The organism is Cohaesibacter sp. CAU 1516 (assembly GCF_005771485.1).
Taxonomy (GTDB): domain Bacteria; phylum Pseudomonadota; class Alphaproteobacteria; order Rhizobiales; family Cohaesibacteraceae; genus Cohaesibacter; species Cohaesibacter intestini.
In genome coordinates, this window is sequence record NZ_VANT01000001.1 from 1,232,623 (window position 1) to 1,252,481 (window position 19,859).

14 protein-coding genes are annotated in these 19,859 nt (G+C 56.1%); 7 read left to right on the forward strand and 7 right to left on the reverse strand.

The genetic code is table 11. From position 1 onward, the window contains the following. Nucleotides 1-9: 9 nt before the first annotated feature. Nucleotides 10-2,115, reverse strand: coding sequence for an ATP-dependent DNA helicase RecG (recG, locus tag FDK21_RS05645; protein WP_138147752.1), 2,106 nt, complete (start codon nucleotides 2,113-2,115; stop codon nucleotides 10-12). Nucleotides 2,116-2,303: 188 nt separating this feature from the next. On the opposite strand from recG, the gene FDK21_RS05650 reads away from it, so the two are divergent. Next, nucleotides 2,304-2,603: a succinate dehydrogenase assembly factor 2 gene (locus FDK21_RS05650; protein WP_114008746.1), complete on the forward strand. Its 300-nt coding sequence runs from the start codon at nucleotides 2,304-2,306 to the stop codon at nucleotides 2,601-2,603. Nucleotides 2,604-2,751: 148 nt separating this feature from the next. Continuing rightward, a complete protein-coding gene (gene mfd / locus FDK21_RS05655; RefSeq protein ID WP_210238676.1) occupies nucleotides 2,752-6,255 on the forward strand; it encodes a transcription-repair coupling factor in 3,504 nt (1,167 codons plus the stop codon). Between the two features lie 23 nt (nucleotides 6,256-6,278). Here mfd and FDK21_RS05660 read toward each other — a convergent pair whose 3' ends face one another. The 3 genes from FDK21_RS05660 to FDK21_RS05670 form a co-directional block, all read right to left on the reverse strand. Then, nucleotides 6,279-7,628, reverse strand: a complete 1,350-nt coding sequence (locus tag FDK21_RS05660) for a diguanylate cyclase (protein ID WP_138147753.1) — start codon at nucleotides 7,626-7,628, stop codon at nucleotides 6,279-6,281. 51 nt (nucleotides 7,629-7,679) lie between these two features. Beyond that, nucleotides 7,680-9,389: an AMP-binding protein gene (locus tag FDK21_RS05665; RefSeq protein ID WP_138147754.1), complete on the reverse strand. Its 1,710-nt coding sequence runs from the start codon at nucleotides 9,387-9,389 to the stop codon at nucleotides 7,680-7,682. A gap of 120 nt (nucleotides 9,390-9,509) precedes the next feature. Continuing rightward, nucleotides 9,510-11,402: an extracellular solute-binding protein gene (locus FDK21_RS05670; RefSeq protein ID WP_246657490.1), complete on the reverse strand. Its 1,893-nt coding sequence runs from the start codon at nucleotides 11,400-11,402 to the stop codon at nucleotides 9,510-9,512. Nucleotides 11,403-11,785: 383 nt separating this feature from the next. Here FDK21_RS05670 and FDK21_RS05675 point away from each other — a divergent pair, with 383 nt between their 5' ends. Further along, nucleotides 11,786-12,433, forward strand: a complete 648-nt coding sequence (locus tag FDK21_RS05675) for an invasion associated locus B family protein (RefSeq protein ID WP_114008743.1) — start codon at nucleotides 11,786-11,788, stop codon at nucleotides 12,431-12,433. 111 nt (nucleotides 12,434-12,544) lie between these two features. On the opposite strand, the gene hspQ is transcribed toward FDK21_RS05675, so the two are convergent. Together hspQ and FDK21_RS05685 are read right to left on the reverse strand one after the other, a co-directional pair. Next, complete coding sequence (gene hspQ / locus FDK21_RS05680) at nucleotides 12,545-12,868, reverse strand: heat shock protein HspQ (RefSeq protein ID WP_114009620.1); 324 nt, start codon at nucleotides 12,866-12,868, stop codon at nucleotides 12,545-12,547. A 396-nt stretch (nucleotides 12,869-13,264) separates the two neighbouring features. Then, entirely contained in the window at nucleotides 13,265-14,308 is a 1,044-nt protein-coding gene (locus FDK21_RS05685; protein WP_138147755.1) for a CoA ester lyase, read from the reverse strand. Nucleotides 14,309-14,602: 294 nt separating this feature from the next. On the opposite strand from FDK21_RS05685, the gene FDK21_RS05690 reads away from it, so the two are divergent. Continuing rightward, entirely contained in the window at nucleotides 14,603-15,553 is a 951-nt protein-coding gene (locus FDK21_RS05690; protein WP_114008741.1) for an AEC family transporter, read from the forward strand. A 9-nt stretch (nucleotides 15,554-15,562) separates the two neighbouring features. Here FDK21_RS05690 and FDK21_RS05695 read toward each other — a convergent pair whose 3' ends face one another. Further along, nucleotides 15,563-16,792: a UbiH/UbiF family hydroxylase gene (locus FDK21_RS05695; RefSeq protein WP_138147756.1), complete on the reverse strand. Its 1,230-nt coding sequence runs from the start codon at nucleotides 16,790-16,792 to the stop codon at nucleotides 15,563-15,565. A 231-nt stretch (nucleotides 16,793-17,023) separates the two neighbouring features. Here FDK21_RS05695 and FDK21_RS05700 point away from each other — a divergent pair, with 231 nt between their 5' ends. The 3 genes from FDK21_RS05700 to FDK21_RS05710 all read left to right on the forward strand — a co-directional run bounded on the left by FDK21_RS05700 (nucleotide 17,024) and on the right by FDK21_RS05710 (nucleotide 19,683). Further along, on the forward strand, nucleotides 17,024-18,019 hold the full coding sequence (locus FDK21_RS05700) for a DUF2182 domain-containing protein (protein WP_210238677.1): 996 nt from the start codon (nucleotides 17,024-17,026) through the stop codon (nucleotides 18,017-18,019). A gap of 119 nt (nucleotides 18,020-18,138) precedes the next feature. Next, the gene (locus tag FDK21_RS05705) at nucleotides 18,139-18,834 is read left to right on the forward strand and encodes a CDP-alcohol phosphatidyltransferase family protein (protein WP_114008739.1); all 696 of its coding nucleotides are present in this window, start codon (nucleotides 18,139-18,141) and stop codon (nucleotides 18,832-18,834) included. Between the two features lie 75 nt (nucleotides 18,835-18,909). Further along, nucleotides 18,910-19,683, forward strand: coding sequence for a TerC family protein (locus tag FDK21_RS05710; protein WP_114008738.1), 774 nt, complete (start codon nucleotides 18,910-18,912; stop codon nucleotides 19,681-19,683). Nucleotides 19,684-19,859 lie beyond the last annotated feature (176 nt).

The window sequence follows — 19,859 nt, forward strand, 5'->3', positions numbered from 1 at the left end:
GCGGCTCGATTAACCGGCTTTGAGCAAACGGATTGCTTCGTCTCTGCTGAATAGATAGAGCAAATCGCGCAAGGCTGCTCCACGGATGCCTTCCAGATCCGGATTGGTCTCAATGATCAGGCGGCCTTCCGTGCGGGCCATTTCCATCAGTCCCTTATGGGCTTCCGGGTCGGTCAGGCGAAAGCCCGGCAGGCCCGATTGCTTGGTGCCCAACACGTCACCCTCTCCACGTAACCGCAAATCGGCCTCGGCAATGCGGAAGCCATCTTCTGTTTCGCGCATCATGTTGAGCCGCTCGCGCGCCACTTGGCCAAGCGGCCCCTTGAACAACAGGATGCAGGATGAGGCCTTGTCGCCACGGCCCACTCGGCCGCGCAGCTGATGCAACTGGGCGAGGCCGAAGCGTTCGGCATGTTCGATCACCATGATGGTGGCTTCGGGCACATCAACGCCGACTTCAATCACCGTGGTGGCGACAAGGATTTGCGCGTCGCCATCCTTGAAGTGTTCCATGGCGGAGCGTTTCTCATCCGATGTCATGCGGCCATGGACCAGTTCCACCTTATTGCCAAAGACCTGCTTTAGAGTGGCGTAGCGATCTTCTGCGGCGGTCGCATCAAGCAGCTCGGATTCTTCGACCAGTGGGCAGACCCAATAGCATTTCACACCCTGATCAATGGCTTGAGCCAGTCGCTGGACAAGCTCGGGCAGTCTTTCAAGATTCATGGTGCGGGTGTCGATCGGTTTGCGTCCCGCCGGCTTTTCGGTCAGCAGGGAGACATCCATGTCGCCATAATGGGTGAGCACGAGGGTGCGCGGGATCGGGGTGGCAGTCATCACCAACAAGTCTGTTGCTTCGCCCTTGGCCGACAGAGTGAGCCGCTGATGGACACCAAAGCGGTGCTGCTCGTCGACGATGGCCAATCCCAAATCGGCAAAGACGACTGTCTGCTGAAACAAGGCGTGGGTGCCTAGCAGGAAGTCGATGTCGCCTTTTTCCAGTGCCGATAAGGTGTCACGCCTCGTGGCGGCTGTGTCTTTGCCGGTCAGAACCGCAACGCGGATGCCAACCGCCTCGCACAGCGATTTGACGGATTGATAATGTTGGCGGGCCAGCAGATCGGTCGGCGCCATCATCGCGGCTTGCGAGCCAGAGTCGATTACGTCGGCGGCGGCCATCAGGGCAACCATGGTCTTGCCGCTGCCGACATCGCCTTGCACCAGCCGCAACATGCGTTCAGGTAAAGCCAGATCGGCCTCGATGTCTGCGATGGCTTCCGTCTGGCTGCCGGTCAGTGTGAAGGGCAGGGCTGCGAGCAGTTTTGCCTTTAGCTTGCCCTCCCAGCAACGGGCGATGCCTGCGGATTTTTTCACCTTGCTGCGCACCAGTGCCAGTGCCAACTGGTTGGCGAGACACTCGTCATAGGCCAAGCGCTTGCGGACCGGGGAGGTTTCTTCCAGATCAGCGAGATCGTGCGGCAGATGGACACGCCGGAGCGCTTCGTCGAAGGGCATCCATTTTTCCCGATCCATCAGAGCCTGATCCTGCCACTCGGGCAAGGATTCCAGATCATCAAGGGACGCTTGCACGGCCTTATGCAGCACTTTGCCCGACAGCCCGGCCGTCAGCGGATAGACGGGTTCCAGCAGTGGCATGGTGGCAAAATCGGCTTCCGAGACCACATGATCCGGGTGGGTGATTTGTGGGCCGCCATTGAACCGCTCCAACCGACCCGAAATGTAACGCATTTCGCCGACGGGCAATTGCTTTTCGAGATAGCCTCCCTTGGCATGAAAATAGGTCAAGGTCAGATCGTCCGTCTCGTCATGGGCGAGAATGCGATAAGGGACACGGCGATTGTTGCGTGGTGGCGGCAGATGTTTGTCGATGGTCACCTTGACTGTGACGATGGCCCCTTCGGGGGCGGTTGCGAGATCGGACTGCAGGCTGCGGTCGATCACCCCGACCGGCATATGCAGCAGCAGATCAATCCGCCGGGCTTCGAGCAGAACATCACCGCGCAATAGCTTGGCAAAGGCTTGTGCGATCTTGGGTCCCACGCCCTTGAGCGACATCAGGGACGCAAAGTAGCTGTTGAGGTGGCTAGGGCGCATGGTGTGGCTCTTTTGATCGGCTCTTTTGGGGCAATGGACAAATCATGCGAAGCATGGACAAAATCCTGTATAACGTCAATCCATGTTCACCATTTGTTTTGTGATAGCTGATCGATCAGATGCTGACAAGTGCGTTGACAGGCGCTATACAGAACCAACTTTGAAAAGACCCTCATAGGAGCTAGACCATGTCCCAAGGTACCACCCGTAGCAGTGAAGGGCTTGATGTCCGCCGCAAAAAGATTCTCATGCGTGCCTGGCATCGCGGTATCAAGGAAATGGACCTGATGTTTGGCCGTTTCGTCGATGGCGAGCTGGACAATCTCAGTGATGAGGAACTGGGGCAGTTGGAAATGCTGCTCGATCAGTTTGACCGCGATTTGATTCAGTGGTTCACCGATGAGTTGCCCGTGCCGGAAGCCTTTGATTGCCCGCTCTTCTACAAAATCAAAAACTACCACGAGAATTTCGAAACAGGCTTGCTCTGATTTGGATTTTTCAAAGGCGGTCCGACATTTCGTTCTCTGGGCGATCTATCGGGCCGCCTTTGTCATTTCTGGCCTTTAGGGTGTCTTTTGTGCCATAAGGCAATTGCCTGCCGTTCTGTTCCCGCCTTTTGATGAGCCACATTTCGCAATGACCAATTTTTCTGACGCCCTGTCCTCCTCGATGATGATCAACGTCACCCATGTGCCTGACGGACTGGAAGGCTATGCGCTGGCGGAAGTGGCTGCTGCTCATCTCAAGGCCAATAAGGACCGCAAGATTGTTGCGGTCTATGTTGCCCGTGATGATCGGCGGATGGCGTCGATGGAACAGGCCTTGCGTTATTTTGCACCCAAGCTGGACTGTGTTTCGTTTCCAGCTTGGGACTGCGTGCCCTATGACCGGGTGTCTCCCAATGCCGAAATCTCGGCCCGGCGCATGACAGCCTTGTCCCGAATGGCCTACCAGACCTTCGGTCAGCCAACCGTGTTGCTGACCTCCGTCAATGCGATCCTCCAGCGGGTGCCGAGCCGCGCGTCGGTGCGCAAACAGAGCTGGTCGGCCCGTCCGGGAAACTGTGTCGATATGGACGACCTGATTGGTTGGCTTGAGACCAACGGCTTCCTGCGCACCCCGACGGTGCGCGAGCAGGGGGAATATGCGGTGCGTGGCGGCATTCTCGATCTGTTTGCGCCGGGGGCTGAGGAGCCGGTGCGGCTTGATTTCTTTGGTGACACACTTGAAAGCATTCGCAGCTTTGATCCGCAGAACCAGCGTTCTGTCGGCCAATTGCGCGAAATCGAACTGGTCTCCGCCTCTGAAGTGGTGCTGACCGATGAGGCAGTTTCCAGTTTCCGCCGTCGCTATACAGCCAGTTTCGGCGCGTCCACCCGCGATGACATGCTCTATCAGGCGGTCAGTGAAGGGCGACGTTATCAGGGGATCGAGCATTGGTTGCCTTTCTTCAATGATGATCTGGAAAGCCTGTTCGACTTTACCGAAGACGCGCCGGTTCTGCTGGACCCGCTCAGCGATGATGCCATCGGCGAGCGCATGGATCTGGTGCAGGATCACTATCTCGCCCGCAAGGAAGGGATGGAGTCCGGGCTGGAACAAAGCGTGCCTTACAAGCCGATAGAGCCTTCTCTGCTTTATCTCGACAAGGAAGAATGGACCAGTCGGCTGGGGACGCAGACCCGCATCCGTATGTCGCCGTTTGATGTGCCGCCAACCGGTGTCGAGACAATCATTGACCTTGGTGGCAAACAGGGTCGCACCTTTGCTGCGGAACGCAGTGCGGACAATGTCAATGTGTTCGATGCTGTGATTGAGCACATCAAGACCCTGAAAGAACAAAAGAAACGGGTTACCATTGCCTGCTGGACCAGAGGCTCAGCAGAGCGGATGCATCAGGTTCTGACTGACCATGGCATCAGCGGGCTTGTGCCGTATGAGACATGGGCGGCGCGCAGTGTGATCACTGCTAAGCAGGTGGGCCTGACCGTTCTGGAGCTGGAAAGCGGCTTTGAGACGGACAAGGATGTGGTGATCGGCGAGCAGGATATTCTGGGCGATCGGCTGATCCGTTCCAAACGCCGCCGCAAGAAAAGCTCTGACATTCTGACCGAAGCGACCAGCTTGTCGCAGGGGGATATCGTCGTCCATATCGAGCATGGTATCGGCCGTTTCATGGGGCTTCAGACGGTGGATGCTGCGGGTGCGCCGCATGATTGTCTCGAAATCCACTATGCAGGTGGCGACAAACTGTTCCTGCCGGTTGAGAATATCGAGCTTTTGTCGCGCTATGGCTCGGAGGACACCGAAGCCCAGCTCGACAAACTGGGTGGCGTTGCCTGGCAGGCGCGTAAATCGAAAATGAAGGCCCGGATCCGCATGATGGCGGATCAGTTGATCAAGGTTGCGGCTGAGCGCGAGTTGCGACAGGGCGAACGGATCACACCGCCTGAAGGCCTTTATGACGAATTTTCTGCGCGCTTCCCGTTTGACGAGACCGAGGACCAGTTCAACGCCATTGAACAGGTGTTTGACGACATGGGCTCCGGTCGGCCAATGGATCGTCTGGTTTGCGGCGATGTGGGCTTTGGCAAAACGGAAGTCGCACTGCGGGCGGCCTTTATTGCAGCGATGAATGGCAAACAGGTTGCCATCGTTGTGCCAACCACTTTGTTGGCTCGGCAACACTACAAGACTTTTGCAGACCGCTTTGCCGGTTTCCCGCTGATTGTCGAACAGGCGTCGCGGTTGGTTTCGACCAAGCAATTGAACCAGACCAAGAAGGGCCTCAAGGATGGCTCGGTGGACATTGTCGTTGGCACCCATGCCTTGCTTGGCAAGAGCATAGAGTTCCGCGATCTGGGATTGCTGATCATCGACGAAGAACAGCATTTTGGCGTCAAGCACAAGGAACGACTGAAGGAATTACGGGCTGATGTGCATGTCTTGACCCTGTCTGCAACGCCGATTCCGCGGACCTTGCAACTGGCACTGACCGGGGTACGGGAATTGTCGCTGATTGCCACGCCGCCTGTCGACCGTCTGGCGGTCCGGACCTTCATATCACCTTTCGATGCCCTGACGATCCGGGAAGCCTTGTTGCGTGAGCGCTACCGTGGTGGCCAAAGCTTCTATGTCTGTCCCCGTATCACTGACATTGCCCAAATCAAGACCTTCTTGGAGGAGCAGGTGCCGGAGCTGAAGGTGGCCGTGGCGCATGGTCAGATGCCTGCTGGTCAGTTGGATGACATCATGACCGCCTTCTATGACGGCAAGTTTGATGTGCTTTTGTCGACGACGATTGTTGAATCCGGCATTGATGTTCCGACAGCCAACACCTTGATCGTTCATCGTGCCGATATGTTTGGCCTCAGCCAGCTTTATCAGCTGCGTGGTCGTGTGGGGCGGTCGAAAACCCGTGCCTATGCCTTGTTTACCGTGCCAGCCAAGAAGGTTTTGACCCCGACCGCCGAGCGTCGCCTGAAGGTTCTGCAAAGCCTCGATACCCTCGGGGCCGGGTTCCAACTGGCAAGCCACGATCTGGATATTCGCGGGGCGGGCAACTTGCTCGGCGAAGAGCAATCCGGTCACGTCAAGGAAGTTGGCTACGAGCTTTATCAGCAGATGCTCGAAGAAGCGGTCGCCTCGCTGCGCTCCGGGGATATGACGATCATGGAAGACAAATGGTCGCCGCAGATATCCATTGGCACGCCTGTTCTGATCCCCGACAGCTATGTCGCCGATCTTCAGCTGCGCCTCAGCCTCTATCGCCGTCTGGCCGATTTGGTGGATGCCAATGAGATTGACGAGTTCGGTGCCGAGCTGACCGACCGCTTCGGGCCGCAGCCCGATGAAGTCAAGCATCTGTTGAAGATCGTCTATATCAAGGGGCTGTGTCGCAAGGCCAATGTCGAGAAGATCGATGCCGGGCCGAAAGGGGCCGTCATCGGTTTCCGCAACAACGAATTTGTCAATCCGCAGGGGTTGGTGCAGTTCATCACCGAGCAGGGCTTGCTGGCCAAGATCCGCCCGGATCAGCGGATTTTCCTTGCGCGCGACTGGAACAATCCCGGCGCAAGGCTCAAGGGTACGGCGGTGATCATGACCCAGTTGGCGAAGATTGCCCAAGCGTCAGGCTGACGAATATTTCAGCGTATTGTTTGTCAGAAGCGGACGACGGGATTTTCGAACAGGTCTTTTAAAATTCGTTCGATGTCGAAATCGACCTTGTTGCTGTCGCAATGATGCAGTGAGAAGTCGAGCACCACATTGACCCCCATGCCGCTATTCTGCTCGACAAAGGGGCTGAGCTGTACGATGGAGCGAATGCGCTGGAGCGCAATTCGGGTTTCGAACAGGTCCGTATCGGGGAAAAAGGCGACAAAGCGGCCATTGTCGAGGCGGGCCAGCAAGTCCTCGGCCCGCATCAGGGAATAGATCATCCGGCCGACCCGTGCCAGCAAGGCAGGGCTTGGAGATTGTTCGCGCCTCTCACCCTGCACGAGATCAAACGAGATATCGATCCCCGCAAAGGTCATGCTGGCTGTGTTTTCCTGTTCGTGCAGCACTTGCAGATGGGCCTTGAGAAATTCTTCCGAATAGAGCCGAGTGGTGGCGTCGGTTGGCATCAAGAGCCGGGCTTCGTTGAAGATTTTTTTCAGCTGGCGGCGATAGCGCTCTTCATTGACGAGGATTTCGATACGGTTTTCAAAGAAACGCTCAGAGAAGGGGAAGGTCACGATGTCGTTTGCCCCTGCTGCCAGCCCCGCAAGACCGTCCTCTGTCGCTTCCTTGTGGCACAGCAGGATGATCGGGAAGGAGAAATAGTTCGGGTTGCGTCTCAGGTCCCCAATGAAGTGGATCAGATGCTCGTTATAGTCGCTCAACTCGACGACCAGCGTATCGAAACTCTCATTCTCGAGATAATGGAGCGCCATTGCCGGTGTCAGGGCCGCTGTGGTGCTGATGGTTTCGGGCAGGGCGCATTCGACGGGCAGGAAGGCCATGCCGGAGCCCAGATAGAGAAGGGACTGGTTCTCAAGGTTGCTTGGGGGTGGCACCACCGGCAGGCCGACGCCGAAACGTTTGAAAGTTCTCGAGCGCCGCTCGGCCTCTCTTCGCATGGTTGCCAGCCGCATCAGTGAGGTCAAGCGGTTGCTGATCAGATCAAGCGTGAGAGGCGGTTTCAACACATCGGCAAAGGGCGTGAGTAACTCTTCCCTCAGGGCCACCGAGGGGTCGGCAATGGCGACCATCGGCACCCTTGCCTGAGAGAAGCCTAGAGATTTGCGCAGGGCTGAGGCGCGTTCGACGACGAGCGCCACGCGGTCCTTGCTGACGTCCAACAGGTCGACCAGCAGAATGTCGGCCGCCATGGATACGTCGTCGGGCCTGTCCTCGGAATGGACACAATGAGACCAGACGGCAAAATTCGCCTCGGTCAGCATGTCGGACCATTGCGGCATATCCAGACCATAGTCCGGATCGGTAAAAATCAATGCCTGCTTGGCCATGCGACCCTCTCAGTATGCTTGTTATTGGTGTTTTTGGTGCTTGAGACAGGTTCAGGCAACATTGTGAAGTTTTGCGGCTTCAATCAGACTTCCACGTTGGACGCGGCCATCGGTAGAGCGCGGAATGGCCTGAACAAACAGAATATCGCGTGGCCATTTGGTCGAGGATACTTTGCAGCTTTTTAGAAAGGCATAGAAATCTTCCCGGGCCGTTTCCTCATCATGCACCACAAGGGCTGCGAGCAAGTGGTCCGGTCCCCCGTCAGATGAGCGTGCGGTGAAGGCGGCGGCATCGGTGACCCCCGGGCATTGCTTGTAAAGGGTGTCAATGTCGACCGCGCGTTCCGTCAAGCCACCCATCGACAATAGATCAGAAATGTCACCAAGGGGACGGAACAGGGCCCGCTCGTCACCATGTCTTTCGGTGACCAACTGACAGGCGACGTCGGAACGGACAAAGCCATGCTCGGTCATGCGCAGGGGCGTGCCTTCGATAGCACCTGCGGACGGGAATGCAGCCGTTGGTACCATTGCCCCCTTGAGGCACAATTCACCGCCAACGACACCATTCTCGGTCTTGGCTTTGGTTTCATCGACGCCTAGAAGATGGGTCTCGAGATAGGCCGCACCGGGCACATTGCGGGCTTCGATGGTGCCAAGGGGCACCGAGCCGATTTCTCCGGGCAAGCGTCTGATCTGGGCAAGCAAAGCCAGTTCGCCGAAATTGGTCACATCAAGCAATCGGGCTGCGGTTTCGTTCTCGGGGAATACGTCCCCTTGGGCATGTGAACGGCTCCAGATCAATGAGATGCTCTTGAGCTGTTCGCGAACCGCCATGACCAACTCCGGGTGGAGATGGCGCCATTGACCGCCGGGCAGCATGATGTGCTGGACGCCATATTCGGACAAAGCGGCATTGAAACCCTGAAGGTTTCGGAATTGATGGAATTGCAACCGAATGCCCGCATCAAAGGCGGTGATGATGCCGGCTGCAAAGCCTGTGAGGCCGGAGAGGTGATAGGCCATCATCAGGCAATCGCCGGGTTCCAGTCCGGTCTGTTCGTAGACATGGCGCGAGGCGCACAGCAACTGGTTGTGGCTGCGGCCCAACGGTTTGCTGACCACACTGCCAGCCGATGCCCAATGAATGGCCAAAACGGAATTGGCGTCGGGCAGGGGGGCAATGTCGAACAAGGTCTCTTCATCGAGAGCCGTGTCCTCATCGTCCATCATCGATTGCAGTTCGATCAGGCCTTCAGGGGCACCATCGCCCAGACAGAAGACAAAGCGGATGGAGAACATGTCAGCGGCGACATTGCGCGCGCGTTCGCCGACCGGTTCGCTTTCATAATGGGGGCAGCAGACAATGGCTTTGGCGCCAACCTGTTCGAGGCAGTTGCGGATGTCGGCTTCGCCCGAAGTCAACGGAATGGGGGCAAGGATCAGCCCCATGCGGCTGGCGACAAGGGTCAGGATGGCTGCGTCGACGCTAGGGGGCAGCAGGACCGCCACCACCGTGTCACTTTTCATTCCAATGCCGGAGAGGAACTCGGAAATCGCAACCACGCGTCGCCATGCACGGCCAAAGGACAGGCATTGGGGTTGTCGTCCACAAACCGTATGCAGGGTTTGGTCGTCAATCAGTGCGATTTCGTCTGCGCGCTCCTGCGCCCAATGGGCGAAGCGCTGGTCTATGCGTTCAGTTCCCCACAGGCCTGATGCTCGATAAGTTTCAATGTGATCTGGCGTGTTGAGGAGCATTTCAAGCCTCTTTCCCTCTTGGACGCGATACGCAAGTTGGAAACAGTTTACATGATTCCACAAGGGGCGACACAGCCCCTTGTTGCGATCTTGGTGGAGTTCGGAACAATGCTGATCGTGTCATTCGCCGCGATACCAGAAAGTGGTGGGTCGATAGCCTGCGAGCGGGCGTCCCTTTGCGTCGTCTCCGGGCATGGCAATGCGTTTCCAAAGTCCAAGCCACTGGTCGCTTTTATGGAACATTGGCACCACATAATAGCCGTTGATCAGGACACGATCAAAGGCGCGGACGGCGGCGGTAAAATCCTCTTGCGTACGGGCGGCGAGCAGAGCGTCGATCATCGCGTCAATGGCAGGATCGGCGGCACCGGCCTGATTGAACCAGCCATCCTTGTCGCGTTGGGAGGAATGCCAGCGGGCCTGTTGCTCATTCCCCGGAGACAGCGATGCGCTCCAGGACATTTTCATCGTGTCGAAATCCATCACCTTGCGTCGTTCCCAATATTGCGCTGAATCCACCACCCGGACGGACATCGTAATGCCGATTTTTTCAAGGATACGGGCATAGGACAGGGCTAGCCGTTCTTGTTCCTTGCTGGTGGCCAAAAACTCAAAGGCCAGCGGGCGGCCGCTTTCCAGATGGGTCATGACCGCACCCTTGAGGCCGTATCCTGCTGCAGCCAGATCCTTGATGGCCCGTCGCATCACTTTACGCATGTCGCGGGCGTCAGCAGCGGAAACCGGCTCATATGTACCCTCAAGGATCTCTTTGTCGATGCCGTCCAGATAAGGTGCCAGCAACGTTTTCTCGGCTTCGCTCATCGGCTGGCCAAGGGACGACAGGCTGGAATTCTGAAAATATCCAGCGGTGCGGGTGAACAGGTCATGATAGAGATTTTTGTTCACCCAGTTGAAGTCGAACAGGGTGGCAAGAGTGCGGCGAACGGTCCGGTCGGCAAAAACCGGTTTGCGTGTGTTGAAAACAAACCCCGACATTCCCTTGGGGAGACCGGATTGCAGGGTCAGCTTTTCAACGCGGCCGTCCTTTGCTGCGTTGAAATCATATTGATTGGCCCAGCGGGCCGGATCGCTTTCGGGCAACAGGTCAAAGGCCCCTTTCTTGAAGGCCTCGAACATGGCGGTATTGTCGCGGAAATATTCTATTTCAATGGTATCGAAATTATTCTGCCCCACCTTGATCGGCAGGTCCTTTGCCCAGTAATCGGGGTTCCGCGTCAGTGTGAGACGGGTGCCCGGATCAACATCATCGATCAGATATGGCCCGGAACCCACGAAGCGATACATGCCAGATTTTGAGAAATCCTCGGTCTTGATGGCGTGGCTTGGCAGGACAGGCAGCATGCCGATCAACAAAGGCAACTCACGGTCGGAGCCATCTTCAAAGACAAAGCGAATTTGGCGTTCGCCGGGCTCTTCGATGGCCATGATGCGGGTGATGCGGCTCTTGTAGGCCGGGCGTCCATGGTCGCGCAGCAACGCGACAGTGAATTTGACATCCTCGACATCAATCTGATGGCCGTCTGAGAATTTGGCTTCATCGCGGAGCTTGAAGGTGATTGAGGAGCGGTCCTCAGGCATGTCGACCCATTCAGCGATCAGGCCATAGAGGGAGAATGCTTCATCGTCGCTGCGAGCGAGCAGGGGCTCATAAACATTGAGACCATAATCGACATCCCACAATCCGCGTGGGGCCACCCCTTTCAGAAGAAAGGGATTGAGGCTGTCAAAACTGCCATTAAGGCCATACCGGATGCGGCCACCTTTGGGAGCGTCCGGGTTGACATAGTCGAAGTGGGCAAAGTCGGCTGGATATTTTGGTGTACCATGCATGGCGATGCCATGGGTCGGTTCAGCATGCGCCACACTATCAAGCACCGGACCTGACGTCAGTATCAGTCCAAGCGTCAGGACGCCTGTCTGCCAGAGCTGACGGAGCTGACGACCAAGTTTGTCGGATCCATTGGCAAAGCGGGGCGGACTCGTCATCGGCATATGAAGCTCCTAATGGGCAGTTCAAGGCCAATGGTGTTCAGCGAGGATGCCATTGGCGTTAGGGCAGGCAGGAATCAAATCAGACCCTATTATCTAACACGGGCGGGAAAACGGCCACATACGAGTTCAGCCTACTGGAAATTTTGCATTTGACCCTGTAGAAGAAGTACGACAGTCACTATTCTGCCTAATTCGTTGTGAATGAAGAGGCTGACACGGGATTCGGGGCTGTTGTGGAGTTGGCTTGCGTTCAAGAGCGCGTCCAAAGTGGATTTGCGCAGATTGATGTGCGGGCAGCGACCTGACAGAGTACGACGACTGAAACCAGAACCGGGAAATGCCTTCCTGCGAACACTGAATTATAAATATCGGGATTCTCTTTCATGCTCATGATTGACAAGGCTTCGAAATGGATCAAGCCAGTTACAACCGCCGCTTTTCTGGCGCTGGTTGCCCTTGCCGCGCCGGGCACCAATGCTCAGGCGCAGGAAATCGACGCCGAAGCTCTTGCACAGCAAAATTGGTTGAAATTCTGTAACGAAGATCCCAAGAGCAAGAAGCAGCTCTGTGCCATCACCCAGGAAATGAAGGCTGAAACCGGTCAGTTTCTGGCTTCTGTCTCTGTGCGCGAACTTGAAGGCGCCAAACGCAAGGCTCTGGTGGTCGCTCTGACCCCCGGCATGCTGCTGCGTCATGGCCTGACGGTGCAGATCGACAAGGGCAAGCAGCTCAAGAGCACATTCTCCATCTGTTTCCCCAATGCCTGCTTCTCTGACATGGCGGTGGATGACACCTTCATCGATTCCATGAAGAAAGGTGCGCAGATCGTCGTGACCGCTCTCAACCAGCAGGCCCAGCCTGTACGGTTTGAACTGACGCTGACCGGCTTCACCAAGAGCTACGATGGTGATCCGATCGACGTTCGCAAAACCGCTCAGGAGCAGGAAAAGCTTCAGGAACTGCTGCGCAAGCGTGCAGAAGAACAGCGTCAGAAGCTGCTCGAGCAGAAAAACAAGGCCGAAGGTAACTAAGCCGTCCTTCGTCGGTTGGCTGACACACCGGTCGGCCATCTTGCCATACCAAAAAAGCCGCGCTTCCAAGATGGGAGCGCGGCTTTTTTATTGATCAAACTTGATTGGCTATTAGTTCACAAGGTCATCTTCAGGCTGATAGATGCCTTCTTTCATGCCTTTGAATAGCTGGCGCACTTGCGGATGGCGTACCGGTTCTCCGCTCTTGTCTTCCAGCAGATTCTGCTCGGAAACATAAGCCACATATTCTGTGTCTTCATTCTCGGCAAACAGATGATAGAAAGGCTGGTCCTTGCGCGGTCTCACATCCTCGGGGATCGCGTCATACCATTCGTCTGAATTGGCGAATTCAGGGTCGACATCAAAAATCACGCCACGGAAGGAATAAACACGGTGGCGCACAACCTGACCAATCTGAAATTTGGCGATTTTCATTTCTGGCATGTCTTCAGGCTCCGCTACCCTCTTGAAAGGCATTGTCTTCCCTTGCTGGTGGAGAAGCAATGCTTGTTGCTTGCGACAGCATGGTTTCATCCCGGTCAATGTCGGTCTGTTGATGCCGGGCATCTCGGGGGGGACCATGCTGGCAGCCATATATTCGGGCTGCTCTCAGCCTACCACACAAACACTGATCAGTTCCAATGATTGAATGCAGGAAATCAGGCTGCGGGCAGGAGCGCAGAAAAGACTAGATCATAGAGGTGAAGTCAAGTGACATTTCACAGATGGCGGACTTGTACCGTTTCGTGAACGGGCATGGCCGGGTCTGAGCCGGGCAAGCCACAGGCCAAAGCGCCTGAATGCAATGGCTTGTGGCTTTCGGGGGACCTGTCAGCTCAGACCATATGCGTCGGCCATTTCCGGGTCTTTGGTGGCGACCTGTCGAGCGAGATCGACGATCACTTTGGCTTGTTTCCAGGTGGCGTCATCCTGCATTTTGCCGTCGATCATCACCGCTCCGGTGCCATCCGGCATGGCTTCCAGAATGCGCAGGGCCATTTTGACTTCATCCACCTCTGGGCTGAAAACCCGTTTGGCAATGTCGATCTGGGTTGGATGCAAAGACCATGTTCCCATGCAGCCCAAAAGGAAGCTGTTCTGGAACTGGGCTTCACAGGCTTCAGGATCAGAGAAATCGCCAAAGGGGCCGTAAAAGGCTTTCAATCCATGGGCCATGCAGGCATCAACCATCTTTGCCATGGTATAGTGCCAGAGATCCTGCTGATAGATGGCGCGGGTCTGTCCCTCTACCGGATCGGCCAATACCCGATAGCCCGGATGTCCGCCACCGACGCGAGTGGTCTTCATGCCGCGCGAGGCCGCCAGATCGGCCGGTCCCAGCGAAATGCCATGCATGCGCGGGGAGGCGGCACAAATGGCCTCGACATTGTTGACGCCTTCCGCGGTCTCCAAAATGGCGTGGATCAAGATTGGCTTGTCGATGCCGTGTTTGGCTTCCAGCTGGGCCAGCAACTGGTCAAGATAATGGATGTCCCAGGGACCTTCGACCTTGGGAAGCATGATCACGTCGAGCTTGTTGCCAACCGCTGAGACAATTTCGGTGATATCGTCAAGCAGCCACGGGGAGTTGAGGCAATTGACGCGGGTCCATAGACCGGTCTCGCCAAACTCGTTGTCTTGGGCCATCTGGATGAAGCCTGCACGGGCGGCTTCCTTCATATCTGCGGGGATGGCATCTTCGAGATTGCCCAACACCACATCGACCTTGGCGATCAGGTCTGGCACCTTGGCTCGCATCTTTTCGATATGCGGTGGGACAAAGTGGATCATCCGCTCGACGCGGACCGGTTTTTCGCGAAACGGGGTCGGCGCGCCTATGGCCAGTGGCTTGTAAAAGGCTGATGGTGTTTTCATGCTGTTATCCTCCCTGAGGCGCTCGACATGGCAGGGCGGTCATGGAAGGCCCATGGGCGTGACCCGTCATTGTGCGGCGCATTCGTTGCTCTATTAGCAGCGCAATTTTTGCTGCAACGCAATAAGACTGATGGACAACTGCCAGACAATAGCTGAGCAGCAGGCAGAGGACTGTCTCGAGCGAGCCATTGATTTTGGTTTGCAAGTTTGAAAGGCTAGGGATACACACTTAGTCCTGCTTTGAGCATCCTTCCGCCTCCTGCGCTGCAGCGCCACATCCCAAACGAGTTATCCATGAGCGACCTGTTCACCTTGGCCTTGCCCTTCTTCGGTCTGATCTTTCTGGGCTTTTTGTCTGGCAAGATCACCAGATTGCCAGAGGGTGGGTTAGCGTGGCTGAACTTCTTTGTCGTCTATATTGCCTTGCCAGCTTTGTTCTTTCGGCTTGTCTCCCAGACGCCATTGGAAGAATTGACCAATTGGAGCTTTGTGGTGGCGACCACGGTGACGACCTATATCGTCTTCACTCTGGCCTTCGTGTTCGGTTTGTGGAAGACCAAGGGCAATATGGCGGAGGCCACCATTCAGGGGTTGGCCGGCAGTTATTCCAATATCGGCTATATGGGGCCGGGGCTGACACTGGCTGCGCTGGGGCCGGCGGCGACGGTGCCCACGGCACTGATTTTCTGTTTCGACTCGCTGTTGCTCTTCACCCTGATCCCGATTTTCATGGCCTTGAGTGGAACGGATGAGAAAAGTGGCCGCGAATTGACGCTCTATGTCGTCAAGAAGGTGTTTTTGCATCCCTTCATCATTGCAACCATTCTGGGTGTTCTGGCCGCCGCCATTCATTTTGAGCCACCCGGCTGGATTGCTGAAATGCTGCGGATCCTGTCCGGCGCGGCGGCCCCTTGCGCTCTGTTTGCAATGGGGGTGGCGGTTGCCTTGCGGCAGGTGCGACGGATTCCGGGGGAGCTGTCGGTTTTGCTGCCGATCAAGCTGGTGCTGCATCCGGTGTTGTTGTTCTTGCTGCTGGGCTTTCTGGGCACCGTGCCGGAGGTCTGGATCAAGACGGCGATCCTGATGGCTTGCCTGCCGCCTGCCGCCAATGTCTTCATCGTTGCCCAGCAATATGATGTCTATGTCGAGCGGGCGTCCAGTACGGTGATGATCGGCACGCTTGTCTCAGTGGTGACTGTGACCTTCTTTCTCTATCTCATCACGCAGAATGTGTTGCCCTTCTGATTGGCAGCTTTAGTCATTTGCCGGGCCACCGACCGAGCCGATGCGGCTGGGGGCGTCTAGACCTGCCTTCATCATGAAGCGGCGGAAGGATGGCACCATATTGGCCAACGCAAGACCGGCAGTGCGGGCGCCCTGACCAAAGGGCAGCGCGGATAACAGCGACATATTGAGCATGTGGACGCCAGCGGTGCGCGACCAAATGTCGGCACGGCGTGAGCGATCATAGGCAGCGAGCAGCTTGTCGTTGCCGGGATCCTGCAAGCCCGTGGTACCCTGATCTTCAATGGCATCGGCCAATGCTTCGATATCGCGCAGGCTGAGATTGAGTCCCTGAGCGCCGATGGGCGGGAAGACATGGGCACTTTCGGCAATCAGCGCTGCACGGGGGCCGCAAAAGCCCTTGGCAACCATGCCGGCCAAAGGGAAGACCTGAGGCTCGGTCAGGATTTCAAACGCGCCATAAATGGAATGGGCGCGGCGTTCCAACTCCAATGCCAGCGTCTCGTGGCTCATTGCCTTCAACTCTGCTGCTGTTTCCGGGGTGACCACGCAAACGAGGCTGGATGTGTAGGCATCCTGATAGGGCACCAAAGTGAAGGGGCCCGTCTTGGTGTGAAACTCGGTTGATGTGTTGTTGTGCGGGGTTGAGCCATGCCGCAAATTGAGCACAAAAGCAGCTTGCGGATAGGACCATTTGCGCATCTCGATGTTCGCGGCTGCCTTGACCAGCGACTGGCGGCCATCCGCGGCGATCGCCAGCTTGGCCTGCCATATGGTGCCATCTTGCATGGTGATGCTGGCCTTGTCTTCGTCCAGAGAAACAGAAGATGCAAATTGCTGATCTTCGATGAGATTGTCCTGTGTGCCATCCAAACCGGCATGCAAGGCGGCGACCAGCTTGTTGTTGTCGATGTTATAGCCGAAGGCCTCAAGACTGATTTCCGAGCTGTCAAATTCGGTGGTTGGGGCACGCAACAGACGGCCTGTATCATCGATCAACCGCATGACGCGTAGGGCTTGTCCTTCGGCCTTTACCGCTTGCCACAGCCCCAGGCGCTCAAGGTAAGAAACCGAGCTGCCAAGCAGGGCCGTGGTGCGACCATCGGTACCACTGTGCGCTGGGCCGATCAGAACGGTGCTGAGGCCGAATTTTGCCATTTGAATGGCCGCAACATGGCCAGCCGGGCCACTGCCCACCACGGCAACATCGATCTTTTTGACCACATTCTGATCCTGCATTCCCTACCTCAACCTGTTTGACGTCAAAGACTTATCGCCCTAGACATGCTCTTACCCTGCTCTTGGTTCCACTTCCACCCCTCAATAGGCCTTATTCCATCCGTCGACAAGGTTGGACTTGTGACAGAATAGCGCATGACAAGGCTTGATATATGGGTTACTTCTGATCCCACCAAGGCCCGGATCCAACCCGTGCGCCTCACCATTCCTACGCACGGACTTTGGACCAAGATGAGTTTTCTCAGTGCATTTTTCGATACCAGCAGTTCGCGGCAATTGCATGAGCAAATGCGGCGCTTTAGGGCAGAGCATCCCGAGCTGGCAGCTGCGGAAACCAAGCCACGCATCCTGTTGTTTGTGGCCATCGCGATTGCCTCTCTTTTTGCCTGGTTCTATCTGTTCGCGATGGTGGTGGACATGGCACCCGACATGGATATGCGAGCGCTGGGGCCGGGCATGTCGGCTTTCAATGTGTTTAACGGCTTTGAAAGCCTTGATGCCACAACCCGCGCTTTCATTGCAGCTGTCTGTGCTCCCTCGGCAGCGATTGGCCATTTCGGCATGCCGGGGCAGGGGGCATGGGGTTTTGAGGATCTCTCAATCGTCTTCGCCATGTGGGTCATGATGGCGGTCGCCATGATGTTGCCCACGGCCGCACCGATTCTCAAAAGCTATGCCGCTGTCGAGGAAGGCAAGGGACGTAAGGCCGGGTTCTTCTCGATCCTGATGCTGGCGCTTGGCTATTTGACCATCTGGGTCGGCTTTGCACTGGTCGCCACCTTGGCCCAGTGGGGTCTGACCGAGATTCAGACCATGTCGCCGGTGATGGCGCCTGCGTCGATGGTTTTTTCTGCCTCAACGTTGCTTTTGGCAGGCTTTTATCAGTTCACCACAGCAAAACAGGCTTGCCTTCTGCGCTGTCAACTGCCATTTCCCTATTTCAATCGACGGAGCGAGAGCGGATTCTTCCGAACGCGCGCCGGATCCTATGTGATGGGACTGGAGCAGGGCCTGTTCTGCACCGGGTGCACATGGGCGCTGATGGTGGTGATGTTTGCTGTCGGCGTGATGAATATCATCTGGATGGCCATTCTGGGCTTCCTGATGGGTATTGAAAAGGTTGTTCCCAATCCGTGGGTGACGCGCGGGATTGGAATCTTCCTGATTGTATGGGGTCTGATGGTTCTTTCGATCTCGCCTGCCGGGCGTACGATTTTGGGGCTCTAGGCGCGTTTCAAATCAGCTCGACAAGCTGAACTCATGACCATCCGGTCTGTGGCAAGGTGTTGATGGTGGATCTGGACAGATCGCCTGCAGCGCTCGGTTCGATATAAGAAGCAAGACAAATGAACAAATTTCTAGCCTTTATGATCCATATCCTCACCGCATCCGGCGGGATCTTTGCTTTGTTGGCGCTGGTTGCGGCCGCCGACAGAGAGTGGATGGACATGTTCTTCTGGCTGTTTGTTGCGCAGTTGGTTGATGGGGTGGATGGTCCGCTGGCCCGGCGGTTCAAGGTGATCGAGACCTTGCCCAACTGGAGTGGCGACAGTCTCGATTTCGTGATCGATTATGCCACTTATGTATTCATTCCCGCTTTTGCGCTGGCGCGGGCCGATCTGTTGCCTCAGCCGCTCGATTTGATCGCGGCGAGTGTTATCATCGTGACTGGCGGGCTCTATTTTGCCGATGATCGGATGAAGACCGAATCCAAAGCGTTTCGCGGTTTCCCTGCCGTGTGGAACGGTGCTTTGTTCTACTTGTTCCTCTGGACGCCCGGGCCAGTGTTGGGGATGGGGATGGTGCTGTTTCTGGCGATCGCTCAATTTGTACCGGTGGAATTCATTCACCCGGTGCGGGTCAAGGAATTCCGACCCTTCACGTTGGCCGCTGTTGCCATATGGTCCGTCTTTGCATTGCGTGTCATTCTCAATGATATGCAGGTCAACCAGCTTGATCAGATTGTCTTGACCACAACAGGCCTTTATTTCTTCGCCATTGGTGCATTCCTGCACTATCGCCGCAACAAAATTCGGACCTGAGGCGCCGTGAATGCGTTGAGCCTGACAATGTTGCTGCGTCCCTGACACACCATCATGCCTAACGAGGGGCTCGCTATGTTTCCTGATCTGATGGATCCGACCATTCTGGCCAGTCTTTTGACACTGACCGCGATGGAAATCGTACTTGGTATCGATAATGTGGTGTTCATTTCGGTGCTGGTGAGCAAGCTACCTGCGCAGATGGCCAATCGTGCTCGGGCGATTGGGATTCTGCTGGCGCTGGTTTTCCGGATCGCTTTGCTGTTTGCGTTGACGTGGCTGATCGGGCTGACCAAACCAGTCTTCACCTTGTTCGATCACGGGTTTTCCTGGCGCGACCTGATCATGATCGTCGGGGGGCTGTTCCTGATTTACAAGGCTATGGCGGAGATCCATCTGGAACTGGAATTTACCGACGAGGATGAAACAAAAATCCGCACAGGCGCTGCGGAATATGTGTTTGGAGCGGCGATTGCCCAGATTATCGTTATCGATCTGGTTTTCTCCATTGATTCCATCGTGACGGCCATCGGCATGGCTGAGCATGTCGAGGTGATGATTGCGGCGATGGTGATTGCGATGGTGGTCATGTATGCGGCCTCCGGGCCTATTGCCCGTTTCATCGAAAAGCATCAAACCACCAAGATGCTGGCTCTTTCTTTCCTGATGCTGATTGGCTTTGCGTTGGTCGGTGATGGCATCGGTTTCCATGTGCCGAAGGGCTACATTTACGCGATGATGGGCTTTTCCGTTCTGGTCGAAATCCTCAACATCATCGCGCTCGACGCCAGCCGTCGCCGCAAGTTGGCGCGGCTCAAAGCGGCCGAAGCGGATGCAGAACGGGCTTGATGCGATGTGGAGCAGATGCATTGTTCGCTAAATCGCCTCTGATTTTCCTGATTGATGCAAAAAAAGTGCGCAAAAAATCTGTCTCTTTGGGCGGGTCTGGCCCAAATCCATCGCGCAAATCTTGTTTCACCGTTCCGAATGTGCCACTCTTGGCTAAGAGCAATTTCAAGGACTTC

What these genes read in the sequence shown, in the direction of transcription:
- hspQ (WP_114009620.1), bottom strand. Translation starts at nt 12,868, where the DNA reads ATGAAAATCGCCAAATTTCAGATTGGTCAGGTTGTGCGCCACCGTGTT.
- FDK21_RS05670 (WP_246657490.1), bottom strand. Translation starts at nt 11,402, where the DNA reads ATGCCGATGACGAGTCCGCCCCGCTTTGCCAATGGATCCGACAAACTT.
- recG (WP_138147752.1), bottom strand. Translation starts at nt 2,115, where the DNA reads ATGCGCCCTAGCCACCTCAACAGCTACTTTGCGTCCCTGATGTCGCTC.
- mfd (WP_210238676.1), top strand. Translation starts at nt 2,752, where the DNA reads ATGACCAATTTTTCTGACGCCCTGTCCTCCTCGATGATGATCAACGTC.
- FDK21_RS05660 (WP_138147753.1), bottom strand. Translation starts at nt 7,628, where the DNA reads ATGGCCAAGCAGGCATTGATTTTTACCGATCCGGACTATGGTCTGGAT.
- FDK21_RS05710 (WP_114008738.1), top strand. Translation starts at nt 18,910, where the DNA reads ATGTTTCCTGATCTGATGGATCCGACCATTCTGGCCAGTCTTTTGACA.
- FDK21_RS05705 (WP_114008739.1), top strand. Translation starts at nt 18,139, where the DNA reads ATGAACAAATTTCTAGCCTTTATGATCCATATCCTCACCGCATCCGGC.
- FDK21_RS05685 (WP_138147755.1), bottom strand. Translation starts at nt 14,308, where the DNA reads ATGAAAACACCATCAGCCTTTTACAAGCCACTGGCCATAGGCGCGCCG.
- FDK21_RS05675 (WP_114008743.1), top strand. Translation starts at nt 11,786, where the DNA reads ATGCTCATGATTGACAAGGCTTCGAAATGGATCAAGCCAGTTACAACC.
- FDK21_RS05695 (WP_138147756.1), bottom strand. Translation starts at nt 16,792, where the DNA reads ATGCAGGATCAGAATGTGGTCAAAAAGATCGATGTTGCCGTGGTGGGC.
- FDK21_RS05690 (WP_114008741.1), top strand. Translation starts at nt 14,603, where the DNA reads ATGAGCGACCTGTTCACCTTGGCCTTGCCCTTCTTCGGTCTGATCTTT.
- FDK21_RS05650 (WP_114008746.1), top strand. Translation starts at nt 2,304, where the DNA reads ATGTCCCAAGGTACCACCCGTAGCAGTGAAGGGCTTGATGTCCGCCGC.
- FDK21_RS05700 (WP_210238677.1), top strand. Translation starts at nt 17,024, where the DNA reads ATGAGTTTTCTCAGTGCATTTTTCGATACCAGCAGTTCGCGGCAATTG.
- FDK21_RS05665 (WP_138147754.1), bottom strand. Translation starts at nt 9,389, where the DNA reads ATGCTCCTCAACACGCCAGATCACATTGAAACTTATCGAGCATCAGGC.